This is a genomic window from Phenylobacterium sp. J367 (assembly GCF_024699985.1).
Taxonomy (GTDB): domain Bacteria; phylum Pseudomonadota; class Alphaproteobacteria; order Caulobacterales; family Caulobacteraceae; genus Phenylobacterium.
Window position 1 is genome coordinate 994,574 of record NZ_JAJONA010000001.1, and the last position, 17,234, is coordinate 1,011,807.

Below are 17,234 nucleotides of genomic sequence, written 5' to 3' on the forward strand. Positions count from 1 at the left end.
ATGAAGAAGCTTTTCCTGGTCGCCGCCTGCGCCGCCCTGGCGCTCACCGCGACGTCGGCCACGGCGCAGATCACGGCGCCGCTGATCGAGCGGACCAAGCTGTTCGGCAATCCGCAGAAGGCCGCCGGACGGCTCAGCCCGGACGGCAAGTGGCTCTCCTGGACCGCGCCCCGGGACGGGGTGATGAACGTCTGGGTGGCCCCGGTGTCCGACCCTTCCAAGGCGAAGCCGATGACGGCGGAGAAGAAGCGGCCGGTCGCCGGCTACTTCTGGGCCCCGGACTCGGGCTCGATCCTGTTCGTCACCGACACCGGCGGCGACGAGAACTACAAGGTCTATGGCGTCGACGTGGCGACCGGCGTGCAGACGGCGCTGACGCCCTTCGACAAGACCCGCGCCATGATCATCGGCGTCAGCCGCGAGGTGAAGGACCGCATCCTCGTCGGCCTGAACAACCGCGACCCGCGCTGGCACGACGTCCACAGCCTGGACCTGAAGACCGGCAAGCTGACGCTCGTCTTCCAGAACCCCGGCTTCGGCGGCTTCATCCCCGACGAGCAGCTCAAGGTGCGCCTGGCGCTCAAGCCGCGCGCCGACGGCGGCCAGGAGGTTTATGCCATCGATGGCCAGACCGTGTCGGCGACGCCGGTCTCGGTGATCGAGCCGGCCGACGCCATGACCACCGCGCCGGCCGGCTTCACCCGCGACGGCAAGACCCTCTACTGGATCGACAGCCGCGGCCGGAACACCGCCGCCCTGCTCGCCCAGGACCTCGCCACCGGCAAGACCACGGTGCTGGGCGAGGACGCCCGCGCCGACGTGGGCGGCGGGCTGGCCGATCCGAAGACCGGCAAGGTCCAGGCCTATGGGGTCAACTATCTGAAGAACGATTGGCGGCTGATCGACCCGGCGATCAAGCCGGACCTGGATTTCCTCAAGAGCCGGCTCAAGGGCCAGTTCCAGGTCACCTCGCGCACCGACGACGACAGCCTCTGGACGGTCGGCGAGGACCGGGTCACCGAGCCCACGGCCATGTGGCTTTACGACCGCAAGGCCAAGGCGCTGACCAAGCTCTACACCACCCGGCCCGAGCTGGAGGGCGCGCCGCTGCAGCCCATGCACCCGGTGGAGATCAAGACCCGCGACGGCTTCACCGCCGTCTCCTACCTGACCCTGCCGCCGGGTTCGGACGCCAACGGCGACGGAAAGCCGGAGAGGCCCGTCCCGATGGTGCTGGTGGTCCACGGCGGGCCCTGGGGCCGCGACGCCTATGGCTACAACGGCCTGCACCAGTGGCTGGCCAACCGCGGCTACGCGGTGCTGTCGACCAACTTCCGGGCGTCCACCGGCTTCGGCAAGGCGTGGATCAACGCCGGCGACAAGGAGTGGGGCGGCAAGATGCACGACGACCTGCTGGACGCCGTCGGCTGGGCGGTGAAGGCGGGCGTCACGACCAAGGACAAGGTGGCCATCCTCGGCGGGTCCTATGGTGGCTACGCCACGCTCGTGGGCCTCGCCTTCACGCCGGACGAGTTCGCCTGCGGCGTGGACATCGTCGGCCCCTCGAACCTCGCCACCCTGCTGAAGACCATCCCGCCCTATTGGGAGGCCGGCAAGGCGCAGTTCCACCGGGCGATCGGCAACCCGACGACGGCCGAGGGCCAGGCGCTGCTGAAGGAACGCTCGCCGCTCTACAAGGCCGACCAGATCCGGAGGCCCCTGCTGATCGGCCAGGGCGCCAACGATCCCCGGGTGAACAAGGCCGAGAGCGACCAGATCGTGGACGCCCTGAAGGCCAAGGGGATCCCGGTGACCTATGTCCTGTTCCCGGACGAGGGCCACGGCTTCGCGCGGCCTGAGAACAGCCTCGCCTTCTGGGCCACCAGCGAACACTTCCTGGAGCGCTGCCTGGGCGGCCGGGCCGAGCCGTTCGGCGACGCGCTGAAGGGCTCCTCTTTGCAGGTGGTCTATGGGGCGGAATTCTCGCCGGGGCTGAAGGCCGCGGTGGACGGCCAGGGGTCAGCCAGCCGATAGCGCTGTCAATGTAATCGCCGGGTCAGGGCACTTCCTGGCGGTTCATGGATTGAGGCCCAGACAGACGGGTCGGCCGACGGTCGGCCCGTCACAATCCATTGCCACAGTTGAGCTTTGCAGGGGTTGACTTGCGCTCCCCCGCCTTCGAAGAACGCGCCGCAAAGCCAAATCTGTCCGCTGTCTAGGAGGTCTCCGCATGCCCGTTCGCGTCGCCATCAACGGTTTCGGTCGCATCGGCCGCCTGGTCCTGCGTTCGATCATCGAGCATGCGCGCACGGACATCGAGGTCGTGGCCATCAACGACCTGGGCCCGGTGGAGACCAACGCTCACCTGCTGCGCTACGACAGCGTGCACGGCCGCTTCCCGCAGCCGGTGACCGTCGACGGCGACTCGATCGACGTCGGCCGCGGCAAGATCAAGGTCACGGCGATCCGCAATCCGGCCGAGCTGCCGCACAAGGACCTGGGCGTCGATATCGCGCTCGAGTGCACCGGCCTCTTCACCGCCAAGGACAAGGCCGCCGCCCACCTGGAAGCCGGCGCCAAGCGGGTGATCATCTCGGCCCCCGGCGACGGCGTCGACAAGACCATCGTCTACGGCGTGAACCACGACACGCTGACCAAGGATGATCTGATCATCTCCAACGCCTCGTGCACCACGAACTGCCTGGCCCCGGTGGCCAAGGTGCTGCAGGAGCTCTGCGGCATCGAGCGTGGGTATATGACCACGATCCACTCCTACACGGGTGACCAGCCAACGTTGGACACCATGCACAAGGACCTCTACCGCGCCCGCGCCGCGGCCATGTCGATGATCCCGACCTCCACCGGCGCCGCCAAGGCCCTGGGCCTGGTGATCCCGGCGCTGGCCGGCAAGCTGGACGGCTCCTCGATCCGCGTGCCGACCCCCAACGTCTCGGTCGTCGACCTGAAGTTCGTGCCGGGCCGCACGGTGACGGTCGCCGAGATCAACGAAGCCCTGAAGGCCGCCGCGGCCTCCGGCCCGCTGCGCAACATCCTCGGCGTCACCGAGGAGCCGCTAGTCTCCGCGGACTTTAACCACATCGCCTACTCGTCGTGCGCGGCCCTGCCGCAGACCCAGGTCATCGAGGGCCAGCTCGGCCGCGTGCTCACCTGGTACGACAACGAGTGGGGCTTCTCGACCCGCATGAGCGACACCGCCGTCGCCATGGGCAAGCTGATCTGAGACGGCCCGCCGATGCGCCTCCCCCTGCCGTCATCCCGGCCGGAGCGCAGCGGAGAGCCGGGACCCAGGAGCCGCCGCAGGGCGCTCGCCCTGGGTCCCGGATCGGCCTTCGGCCGTCCGGGATGACGCAGTTGGAATTGTCCCGGTGAGCCAGACCTTCAAGACCCTCGACGACGCCGAACTCCAGGGAAAGCGCGCCCTGGTCCGTGTGGACTTCAACGTGCCGATGGCCGACGGGCAGGTGTCGGACGACACTCGCCTGCGCGCCGCCCTGCCGACCATCGAGAAGCTGCGCAAGGGCGGGGCGAAGGTCATCCTGCTCGCCCACTTCGACCGGCCGAAGGGCAAGCGCGTGCCGGCGATGAGCCTGAAGCCGGTGGTCGAGCCGCTCTCGAAGCTGCTCAGCGCGCCGGTGGCCTTCGCCGACGACTGCATCGGCGAGGACGCGGCCAGGGCTGTCGCCGCCATGAAGGACGGCGATGTCCTGCTGCTGGAGAACGTCCGCTACCACGCGGGCGAGGAGGCCAACGACCCGGAGTTCGCGACGGCGCTCGCGGCCAACGGCGACCTCTTCGTCAACGACGCCTTCTCCGCCGCGCACCGGGCGCACGCCTCCACCGAGGGCCTGGCCCGCCTGCTGCCGGCCTATGCGGGCGAGCAGATGCGGCGCGAGCTGGAGGCGCTGGACGCTGCGCTCGGCAACCCGAAGCGGCCCGTGATGGGCATCGTCGGCGGGGCCAAGGTGTCGACGAAGCTCGACCTGCTGAACAACCTGGTCGGCAAGCTGGACTTCCTGGCCATCGGCGGCGGCATGGCCAACACCTTCCAGTACGCTCAAGGCTACGATGTCGGCGGCTCGCTCTGCGAGAAGGACATGGCCGACACCGCGCGCGAGATCCTGAAGAAGGCCGAGGCCGCGGGCTGCCGGATCATCCTCCCGGTCGACGTGGTGGTGGCCGAGGACCTGAAGCCGGGCGTCGCCACCGACACCCTGTCGCTGTCCAAGGACACGCCGCTCGGCGACACGCGCAAGATCTTCGACGCAGGCCCGCAGACGGTCGCCGAGATCCTCGACGCCATGCGCCAGTCCAAGACCCTGATCTGGAACGGCCCGCTTGGCGTGTTCGAGGTGCAACCCTTTGACAAGGCGACCGTTCAAGCGGCGCAGGAAGCCGCTCGCCTGGTGACGTCAGGTCAGCTTGTGGCGGTGGCCGGCGGGGGGTGATACGGTAGCAGCCCTCAACGCGGCCGGCGTGGCGGACGATTTCACCTTCGTCTCCACCGCCGGTGGCGCGTTCTTGGAATGGATGGAAGGCAAGGAGCTGCCCGGGGTGGCGGCCCTGTCCCGATAAGAGACAAAGGCATTTTTCGATGGCCCGGATTACCCTTCGACAGCTTCTCGACCACGCGGCCGAGCACGGCTATGGCGTCCCCGCCTTCAACATCAACAACATGGAACAGGCGCTGGCGATCATGGAGGCCGCGGAGGCCACCAATTCGCCGGTGATCATGCAGGCCTCGCGCGGCGCGCGGTCCTACGCCAACGACATCGTGCTGAAGCACCTGATCGACGCCATGGCGGAGATGTATCCGCACATTCCGATCTGCATGCACCAGGACCACGGCAACAACGAAGCCACCTGCGCCACGGCGATCCAGTACGGCTTCACCTCGGTGATGATGGACGGCTCGCTGAAGGCCGACGGCAAGACGCCGGCCGACTACGACTACAACGTCAAGGTCACCCGCAACGTGGTGGACATGGCCCACTGGGTCGGCGCCTCGGTGGAGGGCGAGCTGGGCGTGCTGGGGTCTCTGGAGACCGGCATGGGCGAGAAGGAGGACGGCCACGGCTTCGAGGGCAAGCTCGGCCACGACCAGCTCCTGACCGATCCCGACCAGGCCGTCGAGTTCGTGAAGGCCACGGAGGTCGACGCGCTCGCCATCGCCATGGGCACCAGCCATGGCGCCTACAAGTTTACGCGCAAGCCGGACGGCGACGTCCTGGCCATGAACGTGATCGAGGAGATCCATCGCCGGCTGCCGAACACCCACCTCGTCATGCACGGCTCGTCTTCGGTGCCGCAGGACCTGCAGGACCTGATCAACAAGTACGGCGGCGAGATGCCCCAGACCTGGGGCGTGCCGGTAGAGGAGATCCAGCGCGGCATCAAGCACGGCGTGCGCAAGATCAACATCGACACCGACAACCGCATGGCCATCACCGCCGCCATCCGGCAGGTGTTCGCCGAGAAGCCTGCGGAGTTCGACCCGCGCAGCTACCTGAAGCCCGCCAAGGAGGCGATGCGGAAGGTGTGCATCCAGCGCTTCGAGGAGTTCGGCACGGCGGGCCACGCCGACAAGATCAAGCCGATCCCGCTCTCGGCCATGGCCAAGCGCTATGCCGCCGGCGAGCTGGCGCCTCAGGTCGGCATCACCCGCGTCGCCGCCGAATAGGCCAGGGCGACCCAAGCGGAACAAGGGCGCCGGCCCGCCGATTGACGGGCCATGGGTAAGCATGTCCTCGTCCTTGGCCTGGTGTTCGTCGCCTTCGCCGCTTTCGCGGTCGCCGCCGGCTGGGCCTCATTTGCGCTCGCCGACAGACTGGGCGGCCAGAGCCTGGGCTTCCTGGCCGCCGGCGTCGTGCTGCTGGCCGGCCTCGTCTGCGGCCTGATCTGGCTGGCGGCGGCCGCGGCCGCCGATCCCAGGAGACGCAAGCGCGAGGGCTAGGCCTCGATCGGATTGCCCTTCATCTCGCGGACAAACAGCAGGCCGACCACCAGGGTCACGGCCGCCACGACGATCGGGTACCAGAGGCCGTAGTAGATGTTGCCCGTGGCCGCGACCATGGCGAACGCCGTGGTCGGCAGGAAGCCGCCGAACCAGCCGTTGCCGATGTGGTAGGGCAGGCTCATCGAGGTGTAGCGGATCCGGGCCGGGAACATCTCCACCAGCGCCGCGGCGATCGGGCCGTAGACCATGGTCACATAGAGGACCAGCAACCAAAGGATAGCCACCACCATGGGCTTGTTGACCTTGGCGGGCTCGGCCTTGGCCGGATAGCCGTGGCTGGCGAGCAAGGCGCCTAGCGCCTTCGTCCAGGCCGCCTTCGCCGCGTCGAACTCGGCCTTGGGGAGCGCCCGGCCGTCGAAGCTCTCGATCAGCGCCTCGCCCACGCGCACCTGGGCGATGCTGCCGGCCGGCGCGGCCTGGTTCCCGTAGGAAACCCCCGCATTGGCCAACGCTGACTTGGCGACGTCGCACGACGAGGTGAACGCCGTCTTGCCCACGGGATCGAACTGCAGCGAGCAGTCGGCTGGGTCGGCCACCACCGTCACCGGCGCGCTGGCCGTGGCGGCGGCGAGCTGGGGATTGGCGGCGGCGGTCAGCGCCTTGAAGAGAGGGAAGTAGGTGAGCACCGCCAGCAGGCAGCCCAGCAGGATGATCGGCTTTCGTCCGATCTTGTCCGACAGCCAGCCGAAGACGATGAAGAACGGCGTCGCCAGCAATAGCGAGATCGCCACCAGGGTGTTGGTGGTGGGTCCGTCGACCTTCAGCGTCTTCTCCAGGAAGAACAGCGCGTAGAACTGGCCGGTGTACCAGACCACCGCCTGGCCGGCGGTCAGCCCCACCAGCGCCAGCAGGACGAGCTTCAGGTTCGGCCACTGGCCGAAGCTCTCGGCGAGCGGCTTGGCGGCAGTCTTCCCCTCCTTGACCATCTGCTGGAACACCGGACTCTCGCCGAGCTTCAGGCGGATCCACAGCGAGACCAGCAGCAGCACCGACGAGGCCAGGAAGGGGATGCGCCAGCCCCAGTCCCCGAAAGCCTCCTCGCCCTGAACGGTGCGCACCGCCAGGATGACGATCAGGCTGAGGAACAGGCCGAGCGTCGCCGTCGTCTGGATCCAGCTCGTGTAGAGCCCTCGCTTGCCCGGCGGCGCGTGCTCGGCGACGTAGGTGGCCGCCCCGCCGTACTCGCCGCCGAGCGCCAGGCCCTGGATCAGCCGCATGACCACCAGCAGGATCGGGGCCGCCACCCCGATCTGGGCATAGCCGGGCAGCAAGCCGACCACGAAGGTCGACAGCCCCATCAGGATCATGGTGACGAGGAAGGTGTTCTTGCGCCCCCAGAGGTCGCCCAGGCGGCCGAACACCAGGGCTCCGAACGGCCGGACCGCGAAGCCGGCCGCGAACGCCGCGAGCGCGAAGATGTAGCCGGTGGTCTCGTTGACGCCCGAGAAGAAGTGCTGGGTGATGAAGCCGGCGAGCGAGCCGTAGAGGTAGAAGTCATACCACTCGAAGACCGTGCCGGCCGAGGCGCCGGCGATCACCATCCGGTGGTTGCCCTGGCGCACGTCGACCTGATCCGCCGCCCCGTCCGACGCCGCCATCCCCAGCCTCCCGACCCTTCGTTCTTGGGATCGAGCCTAGGCTGGCGGCGAGAGGTCTGACAAGCGACCGCGAAGGGTCAGTGCAGGGTGTTGCTGATCGCCCGGGCAAGCTGGGCGCGCCGCGCGCGCCAGGCGTAGGCGCCGGCGGCCGACCGAGGCGACGGTGCTGGCCACCTCGCCGCCGAGCCGCTTGGGCCCGAAGGCCATCCAGACCGTATTGAGCGCCTGGGCCACGCCCCACAGCGCGAGCGCCTGGGTGCGGGCCGGGCCGCGCGGCAGGGCCCAGATCCTGAGGCCCGACATGGTGAGGCCCAGGAACAGGGGCGGCCACAGGACGGCGAAGAGCCGCTTCGGCGGCGGCTTGGGCGGCGCGGGCGCGTTGGGGTCTTCGTAGTCGGAATAGGTCTCGGGGAGTTCCGCGCGGGGCTCGAAAGCCTTGGCGAGCAGGGCGGAGACCGCGACCACGCCGCCGGCCACGGCCAGCCCCGTCAGCACGTCGTGCGTGATCGGCCGTTGAGCCGTCGCACTGGCGTCACGATGCATACGCGGGCCTCCCTGACTTCCCACAGATCGAAACCGCAGGCCGCCCGGTTGGTTCCTGAGGTCAGGCTTCCGGGAGCTCGCCCATGGCGCTCTGCAGGTAGTTCTGCTCGCCCAGGTTCTTCAAGAGGGTCAGCTGGGTTTCGAGGAAGTCGATGTGCTCCTCGGTGTCGGACAGGATCTCGGTCAGCAGCTCGCGCGAGACGTAGTCCTGGGCCAGCTCGCACTGCTTCACACCCTCGACCAGCAGGGTCCGGCCGCCGGTCTCCACGGCGAGGTCCGCGGCGAGCGTCTCGCCGATCGTCTCGCCGATCTTCAGCTTGTGCAGGTCCTGCAGGTTCGGCAGGCCGTCGAGGAAAAGGATGCGCTTGATGAGCTTGTCGGCGTGCTTCATCTCGCCGATCGATTCCTCGTAGGTGATCTTGCCCAGCCGGACGAGGCCCCAGTTTTCGTAGATCCGCGCATGCAGGAAGTACTGGTTCACCGCGGTCAGCTCGTTGGTCAGAACCTGGTTCAGGAGCCGGATGATCGCCTTGTCGCCCTGCACGGGAAGCCTCCGCTGAAGTCGTGAACGCGCGGAACCTCGTCCCCCGACGGAACGAAGTCAAAGCCTATGTTTGCGAGTGATTTGCGCTCGTATTCGCAAGCGCCGAGGGGGCTCTATTCGGCCGCGTATTTCAGGACTTCGCGTTCTTCGTCGAGCATCTGGCGCATGTCGCAGACACAGCGCGCGCACTGCACCTTGCCGTCGCACGCCTTGAAGATTTCCACCGGCCGGGACGCGCCCGCCGCGATGGCCGCGCGGACCTCGCGCTCGCGGATGCCATTGCAGTTGCACACATACATGGAGGGCCGGCGGCTCCGAATTCTCGACCTGACGACTTAAACCCAATTGCGAACGCGTTTGCAAGTCATTCGCATCTCTGGCGGGAGTCGCGGGCCGCGGCGGCCTGTCGCCCCCACCGGAAAGCGCGGTTATAAGTCGAGGCTCCGGGGCACGGCCGGGCCGGCCCGGACGCCGGGTGAGAGGCCATGACCATGGACTTCGACGCGCTCCTGCTGTCGCGCCTGCAGTTCGCCTTCACCATCGCCTTCCACATCATATTCCCGAGCTTCACCATCGGGCTGGCGAGCTATCTGGCGGTGCTGGAAGGCCTGTGGCTGACCACGCGGAACGAGGCCTTCAAGACCCTCTACCTGTTCTGGATCAAGATCTTCGCGCTCAGCTTCGGCATGGGCGTCGTGTCGGGCGTGGTGATGAGCTACCAGCTCGGCACCAACTGGAGCGTCTTCTCCGCCGTCGCCTCGCCGGTCATCGGGCCGCTGTTCGCCTACGAGGTGCTGACCGCCTTCTTCCTGGAGGCGAGCTTCCTGGGGGTGATGCTGTTCGGCTGGAAGAAGGTGGGCCCGGGCCTGCATTTCGCGGCCACGACCCTGGTCGCCGTCGGCACCGTCATCTCGGCCTTCTGGATCATCGCGGCCAACAGCTGGATGCAGTACCCGGAGGGCTTCACCACGCTCGCCGACGGCACGCTGCGCGCCACCGACTTCTGGCAGGTGGTGTTCACCCGCACCTTCCCCGAGCGGCTGACCCACATGCTGCTGGCCGCCTATCTGACCACCGCCCTGGAAGTGGGCGGGGCCTCGGCCTGGCGCCTGCTGAGGAACGCCGCAGACCCGGAGTCCCGCATCGCGCTACGCATGGCGATCGGCATGTTCGCTATCGTCGCTCCTCTGCAACTCTTCGTCGGCGACCTGTCCGGCAAGGAGGTGATGGAGGTCCAGCCGGCCAAGCTCGCCGCCATCGAGGCCTTCTGGGAGACCCGCACCGAGCAGCCGTTCCACGTGGCCGCCTGGCCCGACCGCGCCATCGAGGGCAACCGCTGGGAGCTGTCGATCCCCCGGCTCGGGAGCTGGATCACCGCCGGCGACGCCCAGGCCGAGGTGAAGGGTCTGAAGGATTTCCCGCCGGAGGACCGGCCGCCGGTGGCGATCGTCTTCTGGGCGTTCCGGGTCATGGTGGGCCTGGGCGTGGCGATGATCGGGCTGGGCGCGTGGGGCGTCTGGCTCATCTGGCGCAGCGGCGGCCCCGAGCGCCATCCGCTGTACCTGCGGGCCGCGATCCTCATGTCGCCCATGGGCTTCGTGGCGGTGATTGCCGGCTGGATCGTCGCCGAGGTCGGCCGCCAGCCATGGGTGATCACCGGCGTGCTCAGGACCCGCGACGCCGTCTCGCCGATCGGCGCCGGCGAGGTCTCCGCCTCGCTCCTCGCCTTCATGGTGGTCTATGCCATCGTGTTCAGCGTGGGCGTGCTCTACATCCTGCGGCTGATCGCCGAGGGACCGAGGCCGGTCCCGGCCCAGGACACCGAACCGCCTCTGAAACCCCGGCCGCCCGGCTATGCCCTGGGCGCCGCCCCGGACGATCCTGAGGGAGGCCCGCGATGACCCTCGACCTGCCGCTGATCTGGGCCGGGATCATCGCGGTCGCCGTCCTGATGTATGTCCTGCTGGACGGCTTCGACCTGGGCGTCGGCCTGCTCTTCCCCTTTGCGGGCTCGTCCCAGGACCGCGACGTGATGATGGACTCGGTCGCCCCGGTCTGGGACGGAAACGAGACCTGGCTGGTCCTGGGCGGCGGCGGGCTCTTCGCCGCCTTCCCGTTCGCCTACGCCGCGATCATGCCGGCGCTCTACATCCCCATCCTGATCATGCTGCTGGCCCTGATCCTCCGGGGCGTCGCCTTCGAGTTCCGGCTGCGGGGACGGCGACGGGGCAAGCGGTTCTGGACCGCCGCCTTCGCCGGCGGCTCGTTCCTGGCGACGATCGCCCAGGGGTTCGTCCTGGGCGGCTTCATCCAGGGCGTGACGCTGGAGGACGGCCGTTTCGCCGGCGGGCCTCTCGACTGGCTGACGCCCTACACCCTGCTGGTCACCCTCGGCCTCCTCGCCGGCTATGCGCTTCTCGGGGCGACCTGGCTCATCTGGAAGACGGCGGACGAGCTGCACGGCCGGGCCCGGCGCTGGGCCTGGATCACCGCGGCCGCGACGGCGATCCTGCTCGCGGCGGTCAGCCTCGCGACCCTCTTCGTCCATCCGCGGATCGCCACCCGATGGGGGTTCGGGGACGGATCGTTCGATTTCGAACGACTTCTCCCCTGACGCCGATCCCGTTGGTCGGCCTGGCCGGACTGGCGCTCGTCGTCCTCGGCCTCAGGCAGCGCTCGCACGGCTGGCCGTTCCTCGGCGCCTTCCTGGTGTTCTTCTCCGGCTATCTGGGCTTGGCCGTGGGCTTCTTCCCCAACATCGTCCCCTACGACATGACCTTCCGGCAGGCCGCCTCTGCCGACAATGCGTTGGCCTTCATGCTCTGGGGCGTGGTGATCCTGCTGCCGGCCATCCTCGGCTACACGGCCTGGGTCTATTGGGTGTTCCGCGGCAAGGTCAGCGCCGATGCCGGCTATCATTGAGCCCCCGCCAGGGCCGCAGGAGCCTTTGCCGCCGCTCTGGAAGCGGCTCGCCTGGTTCGTCGGCCTCGCCGTGGCGGCGTCCGGCGCGACCCTGATCGTGGCCTACGGCTTGAGGGCGCTGCTGAAATAGGCTCATAGGGCAGGATGGCCCCGCCGCTCTGCCGCCTCTATCTGATCACGCCGCCCCGGATCGACGACCTGGCGGGCTTCGGCCGCGCGCTGGCGCATGCGCTGGACGCCGGCGACGTGGCGGCTCCTGCAGATCCGGCTGAAGGACCAGCCGGAGGAGGTGATCGGCGCGGCCTGCGACGCGCTCATTCCCATCGCGCACGCCCGCGGCGTGGCGGTGATCCTCAACGACCGGCCGGACCTCGCCGCCCGGTTCGGCTGCGACGGGGTGCATGTGGGTCAGGAGGATGCGTCCTGCGCCGAGGCCCGGCGGGCAGTCGGCAAGGACCGGATGGTCGGCGTCACCTGCCACGACAGCCGCCACCTCGCCATGGAGGCGGCCGAGGCCGGGGCCGACTATGTGGCCTTCGGCGCCTTCTTCCCGACGACGACCAAGGAGGCGATCGGCCATCCGGAGCCCGAGATCCTGACCATCTGGCAGGAGACCATGGAGATCCCTTGCGTCGCCATCGGCGGGATCACGCCGCAGAACGCGCAAGGGCTGGCCGCCGCCGGCGCCGACTTCCTGGCGGTCTCGTCCGGCGTCTGGAGCCATGGCGACGGCCCAGCCGCGGCCGTGAAGGCGCTGAACGCCGCCATCGCGGCCGGTTTGGCGGAGCGCGCCTTGCCTTAGAGGGGTGGGACGCCTAGTTTCCGCGCCCTCTACCGCCTCCGAGATCTTTCACACCGTGATTTCCCAATCGGCCCTTCTGAAGGTCATGAGCGACGCCGCGCGCAAGGCGGCCCGTGGCCTGAACCGCGACTTCGGCGAACTGGCGGAGCTCCAGGTCGCCAAGAAGGCGCCCGCCGACTTCGTGTCCGCCGCCGACATCAAGGCCGAGCAGATCCTGTTCGAAGCCCTCACCAAGGCGCGCCCCGGCTACGGCTTCCTCGGCGAAGAGCGTGGGATGATCGAGGGCTCGGACAAGACCCACACCTGGATCGTCGATCCGCTCGACGGCACCACCAACTTCCTGCACGCCATCCCGCACTTCGCCATCAACATCGCGCTGCAGCGCGAGGGCGTGGTCGTCGCGGCGCTCACCCACAATCCGGTGACCAACGAGACCTTCTGGGCCGAGAAGGGCAAGGGCTGCTACGTCAACGACCACCGCCTCCGGGTCGCCGCACGCCAGCGGCTGGACGAGGCGGTGCTGGCCACCGGCATCCCGTTCCTCGGCCACGGCCAGCACGCCAAGTTCCTGAAGGAGCTGCACCAGGTCAGCCAGCGGGTGGCGGGCGTCCGCCGCTTCGGCGCGGCCTCGCTGGACCTCGCCTGGGTCGCCGCCGGCCGCTACGACGGCTACTGGGAGCGCGACCTGAAGCCCTGGGACCTGGCGGCCGGGATCCTCATGGTCACCGAGGCGGGCGGCAAGGTCACCGACGCCGACGGCGGCGACGAGATGCTGACCAAGGGCTCGATCTGCTGCGGCAACCTCGACATCCACCCGCTGCTGCTGGACCGCCTGCAGGCGGCGAAATAGTCAAACCGTCACAAGCCTGACTAAGCTGGCGGGATGAAGCTCACCCGCCGCGGATTCGCCGCCACCGCCGCCGCCGCAGCCGCCTTCCCCGCGGCCGCCCAGCCGAAACCCGGCGCGATCGTCATCGCCCACCGCGGGGCGAGCGGCGAGCGGCCCGAGCACACGCTCGCCGCCTACCGCCTGGCGATCGCCGAGGGGGCAGACTTCATCGAGCCGGACCTCGTCCCCACGAAGGACGGCCATCTCGTCGCCCGGCACGAGAACGAGATCGGCGGCACCACCGACGTCGCCGCCCGGCCCGAGTTCGCCGCGCGGAAGGCGACCCGGACCATCGACGGGCAGTCGGTCACCGGCTGGTTCACCGAGGACTTCACCCTCGCCGAGTTGAAGACGCTCCGCGCCCGCGAGCGCCTGCCGCACCTGCGCCCGGAGAGCGCGAAGTTCGACGGCCAGGAGACCATCCCGACCTACCAGGAGGTCGTCGACCTGGCGAAGGCCGAGAGCCGGCGGACGGGCCGCACCATCGGCACCTATCCCGAGATGAAGCATCCGACCTACTTCCGGGGGCTGAACCTCCCGCTGGAGGAGCGGCTGGCCGCCGCGCTCCGGAAGAACGGCCTCGACAGCCGCACCGCGCCGGTCTTCGTCCAGTGCTTCGAGGTGGAGCCGCTGAAGCGGTTCATGACGCTCTCGAAGGCGCGCCGGGTGATGCTGGTGGGCCAGGAGGCCGCGTCGGTGGACGTGAGGACGCCGGAAGGCCTGAAGGCCATCGCCGCTTTCGCCGACGGCCTGGGCCCGGAATGGCCGCTGGTCGTCCCGATCGTCGATGGCGGCCTCGGCGCGCCCTCGGCCCTGGTGAAGGACGCCCATGCGGCGGGCCTGCAGGTGCATCCCTGGACGGTGCGGGCCGAGAACGCCTTCCTGCCCCCGAGGCTGCGCCAGGGGACGGCCATGGCCGATCACGGCGACGTCCAGTCGGTGCTGGCCGCCCTCTACTGCGCCGGGGTCGACGGTCTGTTCACCGACTTCCCGGGGCTGGCGAGGCCGCAGGAATACTATTGCGTCCCGATCGGCGAGACCGCCTAGCGGGCTACGCCGCCTCGCCGAACTGCAGGGCCGCCAGCCGGGCGTAGAGGCCGCCCCTGGCCACCAGGTCGTGGTGGGTCCCCTCCTCGACCACGCGGCCCTCGTCCATCACCACGATGCGGTCGGCCTTCAGCACGGTGGCCAGCCGATGGGCGATGACCAGGGTCGTGCGGCCCTCCATGGCGCGGTCGAGCGCCTCCTGGACCAGCCGCTCGTTCTCGGCGTCGAGCGCGCTGGTCGCCTCGTCGAGCAGCAGGACCGGCGCCTCGCGGACCAGGGCCCGGGCGATGGCGAGGCGCTGGCGCTGACCGCCGGAAAGGCTGCGGGCCCGCTCGCCGACCGGCGTCTCCAGCCCCTGCGGGGAGGGCATCGAGGAACCCTTCAGCCTGGGCGGCGCGCACGGCGGCGAGGATCTGCTCCGGGCTCGCATCCTCGCGGCCGAAGCGCACGTTCTCCGCCGCGGAGCCCGAGAACAGCGCGGAATCCTGGGCCACCAGGGCGAACCGGCTGCGCACCTCCGCCGGATCGGCGTCGGCGAGGTCGACCCCGTCCAGCAGCACGCGGCCGTGTTGCGGATCGTAGAAGCGCAGCAGGAGGCGGAAGACCGTGCTCTTGCCCGCCCCGGAGGGTCCGACCAGGGCCACCCGCTCGCCGGGCTTCACGGCCAGGGAGAAGCCCCTGAGCGCCGGCAGGTCCGGGCGGCCGGGATAGGCGAAGGTCACCGCCTCGAAGGCGACCTCCCCCCGCGGCCTGGGCAGGGCGACCGGCTTGGCGGGCGGGGCGATGCCGGGCCGGGCGTCCAGCAGGCCGGCGATCCGCTCCATGGCCCCGGCGGCCTTCTGCACCTCGCCCCAGACCTCGCCCAGCGCGCCCACCGAGCTGCCCGCCGTCACCGCGAGGAAGGCGAACTGGAAGAGCTGGCCCCAGCTCATCTCGCCGCGCAGGCCGGCGCGCACCGCCAGCCAGAAGATGAAGACGATGCCGCCGAAGATCAGGCCGATGACCAGGGCGGTCATCAGGGCGCGGGCCTTCATGCGGATCAGCGAGGTGGCGAAGCTGTCCTCCACCGCGTCGCCGAACCGGCGGGCCGCCGTCGCCTCGCGTCCGAAGGCCTGCACGGTCTCCAGCGCATCCAGGCTCTCGCCGGCGTAGCCGACGGCGGAGGCGAACTTGTCCTGGGTGGAGGTGGTCAGCTTCCGCACCCGGCGGCCGAACAGGAACAGCGGGGCCAGCACAACGGGGAAGACCAGCAGCACGAGACCGGTGAGCTGCGGGCTGACGATGACCAGCAGGACGAGGGCGCCGGCCAGGGTCAGCAGGTTGCGCAGCGCGAAGGAGATCGAGGTGCCGAGCAGGCTCTCGACGATCTGGATGTCAGTGGTCAGGCGGGACAGCACCTCGCCCACCCGGGTCTGCAGGAAGAACGCAGGGTCGAGGGTCAGGATGTGGCCGTAGACCGCCTTCCTAAGGTCGGCGACGATCCGCTCGCCGAGCTTGGTGACGAAGAAATAGCGGAGCGCGCTGCCCACCGCGAGCGCCAGGGCCACCGCGCCCAGCAGCAGGAACCAGGGCGTTACCGAGGCCGGCGTCGGCTGGTGGGCGGTCAGGTGGTCGATGAGCAGGCGAAGGGCGCCGGAGATGCCCAGCGTGGTCGCCGCGGTGAAGACCAGGAAGACGCCTGCCAGCGCCGCATCGCCCATGTGGGCCCGAGCGAAAGGCAGCAGCCGGCGGAGCGCGCGCACGTTCTTGCTCCGGTCGCGCTTCTGGCCTTCCGTCGCGAGGCTCTGGACCAGTTCGGCGCCGACGCTGGGCCGGCCCTCAGCCGGGGCCTCGGACGTCTGGTCGCTCATACGCGTTCACACCTTGCAATCGGCGCCGGCTTTCGGGTATAGGCCCGGCTTCAATTTTTACGGCCGCCGCCAAGCGGCCGCGCTCCTTTACGTCAGGCGCCCGTGCGATGAAACAAGACACTCACCCGGACTATCACTTCATCACCGTGGTGATGACCGACGGCACCACCTACCAGACCCGTTCCACCTACGGGAAGGAAGGCGCCACGCTGAACCTCGACATCGACCCGAAGACCCACCCGGCGTGGACCGGCGGCGGTCACCAGATGCTCGACCGCGGCGGCCGCGTCTCGCGCTTCAACGCCAAGTTCGGCGCCTTCACCCGGAAGTGAGCCGACTTTAGTCGGACTCATCCCCGCGCAGGCGGGGATCCAGGGCCAGGAATCAAGAAGCCCGCGGAGGACTCTCCGCGGGCTTCGTTGTGTCTGTCGTCCGGTTTGCGCCTAGAACGCGCCGAGCGCCGTCTTCAGCCGGTCGAGCTGGGAGATCACCGGGTTCGGGGCCTGCTCCACGTCGGCCTCGACGTACATCCGGCGGTCCAGGTGGCGGACGCGCTCGTAGAGGCGCTCGGACCGCTCGAGGAGCGCCTGCAGCCCGGCCGGAAGGTCCCCGGCGGCATTTTCTTCCCCGCCCCGGCAGACCTCTTCCGCCGCCAGGCGATAGCGGTCGTCGCAGGCCGCGTCGGCGGCCATGTCGCCTTCGCGCACGGCTCGCTGGACCAGTAGCCAGGAGGCCACCTGCATCAGGCGTGTGGTCAGCCGCATGCTCTCCGAGGCATAGGCCAGCGCCGCATTTCGGGACAGCAGCTTGGATTCCTGGCGACCGGCCCCGTCGAGATAGGCGGCGGTCTCCTCCACCAGGTCCATCCCTTCCTGGAAGGTCCGCTCGAAGAGTTCCGAGCGGGCGAAGTCCTGGATCACGTCGGCGCGCCAGGGGGCGGAAATCTCGTTCATCTTGTCCTTCTCGCCCTCAGCATTCCCGCCGCTGGACTCCCCGGCGGATTTC

At 69.2% G+C, this 17,234-nt stretch carries 15 protein-coding genes and 3 pseudogenes; 12 read left to right on the top strand and 6 right to left on the bottom strand.

Features of this window, described 5'->3' with window-relative positions; genetic code table 11:
* From LRS04_RS05470 to LRS04_RS05490, 5 genes and pseudogenes are all read left to right on the top strand, one after another.
* Positions 1–2,034 (top strand): S9 family peptidase, encoded by a 2,034-nt coding sequence (locus tag LRS04_RS05470; RefSeq protein WP_257815506.1) that lies wholly within the window; start codon positions 1–3, stop codon positions 2,032–2,034.
* A 196-nt stretch (positions 2,035–2,230) separates the two neighbouring features.
* Positions 2,231–3,241, top strand: a complete 1,011-nt coding sequence (gap, locus tag LRS04_RS05475; protein WP_257815507.1) for a type I glyceraldehyde-3-phosphate dehydrogenase — start codon at positions 2,231–2,233, stop codon at positions 3,239–3,241.
* A gap of 145 nt (positions 3,242–3,386) precedes the next feature.
* Positions 3,387–4,593, top strand: a pseudogene (gene pgk / locus LRS04_RS05480) (phosphoglycerate kinase).
* 19 nt (positions 4,594–4,612) lie between these two features.
* On the top strand, positions 4,613–5,698 hold the full coding sequence (fba, locus tag LRS04_RS05485; RefSeq protein ID WP_257815508.1) for a class II fructose-bisphosphate aldolase: 1,086 nt from the start codon (positions 4,613–4,615) through the stop codon (positions 5,696–5,698).
* 51 nt (positions 5,699–5,749) lie between these two features.
* The gene (locus LRS04_RS05490; protein WP_257815509.1) at positions 5,750–5,971 is read left to right on the top strand and encodes a hypothetical protein; all 222 of its coding nucleotides are present in this window, start codon (positions 5,750–5,752) and stop codon (positions 5,969–5,971) included.
* On the opposite strand, the gene LRS04_RS05495 is transcribed toward LRS04_RS05490, so the two are convergent.
* The 4 genes from LRS04_RS05495 to LRS04_RS05510 form a co-directional block, all read right to left on the bottom strand.
* Complete coding sequence (locus tag LRS04_RS05495) at positions 5,968–7,575, bottom strand: MFS transporter (RefSeq protein ID WP_374577108.1); 1,608 nt, start codon at positions 7,573–7,575, stop codon at positions 5,968–5,970. The two genes, LRS04_RS05490 and LRS04_RS05495, sit on opposite strands and share 4 nt — an antisense overlap.
* Before the next feature lie 93 nt (positions 7,576–7,668).
* The gene (locus tag LRS04_RS05500; RefSeq protein ID WP_257815511.1) at positions 7,669–8,175 is read right to left on the bottom strand and encodes a tryptophan-rich sensory protein; all 507 of its coding nucleotides are present in this window, start codon (positions 8,173–8,175) and stop codon (positions 7,669–7,671) included.
* 61 nt (positions 8,176–8,236) lie between these two features.
* The gene (gene bfr / locus LRS04_RS05505; protein WP_257815512.1) at positions 8,237–8,719 is read right to left on the bottom strand and encodes a bacterioferritin; all 483 of its coding nucleotides are present in this window, start codon (positions 8,717–8,719) and stop codon (positions 8,237–8,239) included.
* A 113-nt stretch (positions 8,720–8,832) separates the two neighbouring features.
* Positions 8,833–9,018: a bacterioferritin-associated ferredoxin gene (locus LRS04_RS05510; protein WP_257815513.1), complete on the bottom strand. Its 186-nt coding sequence runs from the start codon at positions 9,016–9,018 to the stop codon at positions 8,833–8,835.
* A gap of 186 nt (positions 9,019–9,204) precedes the next feature.
* Here LRS04_RS05510 and LRS04_RS05515 point away from each other — a divergent pair, with 186 nt between their 5' ends.
* The 6 genes and pseudogenes from LRS04_RS05515 to LRS04_RS05540 all read left to right on the top strand — a co-directional run bounded on the left by LRS04_RS05515 (position 9,205) and on the right by LRS04_RS05540 (position 14,379).
* Positions 9,205–10,620, top strand: a complete 1,416-nt coding sequence (locus LRS04_RS05515) for a cytochrome ubiquinol oxidase subunit I (protein ID WP_257815514.1) — start codon at positions 9,205–9,207, stop codon at positions 10,618–10,620.
* Positions 10,617–11,333 (top strand): cytochrome d ubiquinol oxidase subunit II, encoded by a 717-nt coding sequence (gene cydB / locus LRS04_RS05520; RefSeq protein ID WP_257815515.1) that lies wholly within the window; start codon positions 10,617–10,619, stop codon positions 11,331–11,333. The genes LRS04_RS05515 and cydB overlap by 4 nt, the downstream gene beginning before the upstream one ends.
* Positions 11,334–11,344: 11 nt before the next feature.
* Positions 11,345–11,641, top strand: a complete 297-nt coding sequence (locus LRS04_RS05525; RefSeq protein WP_257815516.1) for a cytochrome d ubiquinol oxidase subunit II — start codon at positions 11,345–11,347, stop codon at positions 11,639–11,641.
* Positions 11,642–11,785: 144 nt separating this feature from the next.
* Positions 11,786–12,443 (top strand): annotated as a pseudogene (gene thiE, locus LRS04_RS05530) (thiamine phosphate synthase).
* A gap of 55 nt (positions 12,444–12,498) precedes the next feature.
* Positions 12,499–13,293, top strand: coding sequence for an inositol monophosphatase family protein (locus tag LRS04_RS05535; protein WP_257815517.1), 795 nt, complete (start codon positions 12,499–12,501; stop codon positions 13,291–13,293).
* A 33-nt stretch (positions 13,294–13,326) separates the two neighbouring features.
* A complete protein-coding gene (locus LRS04_RS05540; protein WP_257815518.1) occupies positions 13,327–14,379 on the top strand; it encodes a glycerophosphodiester phosphodiesterase in 1,053 nt (350 codons plus the stop codon).
* Positions 14,380–14,383: 4 nt separating this feature from the next.
* Here the strand turns inward: LRS04_RS05540 and LRS04_RS05545 are convergent.
* Positions 14,384–16,229, bottom strand: a pseudogene (locus LRS04_RS05545) (ABC transporter transmembrane domain-containing protein).
* A gap of 107 nt (positions 16,230–16,336) precedes the next feature.
* On the opposite strand from LRS04_RS05545, the gene rpmE reads away from it, so the two are divergent.
* Complete coding sequence (gene rpmE / locus LRS04_RS05550) at positions 16,337–16,561, top strand: 50S ribosomal protein L31 (protein WP_257815520.1); 225 nt, start codon at positions 16,337–16,339, stop codon at positions 16,559–16,561.
* Between the two features lie 111 nt (positions 16,562–16,672).
* Here the strand turns inward: rpmE and LRS04_RS05555 are convergent, their stop codons facing one another.
* Positions 16,673–17,182, bottom strand: a complete 510-nt coding sequence (locus LRS04_RS05555) for a DUF1465 family protein (RefSeq protein ID WP_257815521.1) — start codon at positions 17,180–17,182, stop codon at positions 16,673–16,675.
* Between the last annotated feature and the right edge of the window lie 52 nt (positions 17,183–17,234).

Excerpts from the sequence above, each read along its gene's own strand:
- LRS04_RS05490 (WP_257815509.1), top strand. The coding sequence starts at position 5,750 with ATGGGTAAGCATGTCCTCGTCCTTGGCCTGGTGTTCGTCGCCTTCGCC.
- LRS04_RS05500 (WP_257815511.1), bottom strand. The coding sequence starts at position 8,175 with ATGCATCGTGACGCCAGTGCGACGGCTCAACGGCCGATCACGCACGAC.
- LRS04_RS05555 (WP_257815521.1), bottom strand. The coding sequence starts at position 17,182 with ATGAACGAGATTTCCGCCCCCTGGCGCGCCGACGTGATCCAGGACTTC.
- LRS04_RS05470 (WP_257815506.1), top strand. The coding sequence starts at position 1 with ATGAAGAAGCTTTTCCTGGTCGCCGCCTGCGCCGCCCTGGCGCTCACC.
- rpmE (WP_257815520.1), top strand. The coding sequence starts at position 16,337 with ATGAAACAAGACACTCACCCGGACTATCACTTCATCACCGTGGTGATG.
- LRS04_RS05495 (WP_374577108.1), bottom strand. The coding sequence starts at position 7,575 with ATGGTGATCGCCGGCGCCTCGGCCGGCACGGTCTTCGAGTGGTATGAC.
- cydB (WP_257815515.1), top strand. The coding sequence starts at position 10,617 with ATGACCCTCGACCTGCCGCTGATCTGGGCCGGGATCATCGCGGTCGCC.
- gap (WP_257815507.1), top strand. The coding sequence starts at position 2,231 with ATGCCCGTTCGCGTCGCCATCAACGGTTTCGGTCGCATCGGCCGCCTG.
- LRS04_RS05510 (WP_257815513.1), bottom strand. The coding sequence starts at position 9,018 with ATGTATGTGTGCAACTGCAATGGCATCCGCGAGCGCGAGGTCCGCGCG.
- fba (WP_257815508.1), top strand. The coding sequence starts at position 4,613 with ATGGCCCGGATTACCCTTCGACAGCTTCTCGACCACGCGGCCGAGCAC.
- LRS04_RS05515 (WP_257815514.1), top strand. The coding sequence starts at position 9,205 with ATGACCATGGACTTCGACGCGCTCCTGCTGTCGCGCCTGCAGTTCGCC.
- LRS04_RS05540 (WP_257815518.1), top strand. The coding sequence starts at position 13,327 with ATGAAGCTCACCCGCCGCGGATTCGCCGCCACCGCCGCCGCCGCAGCC.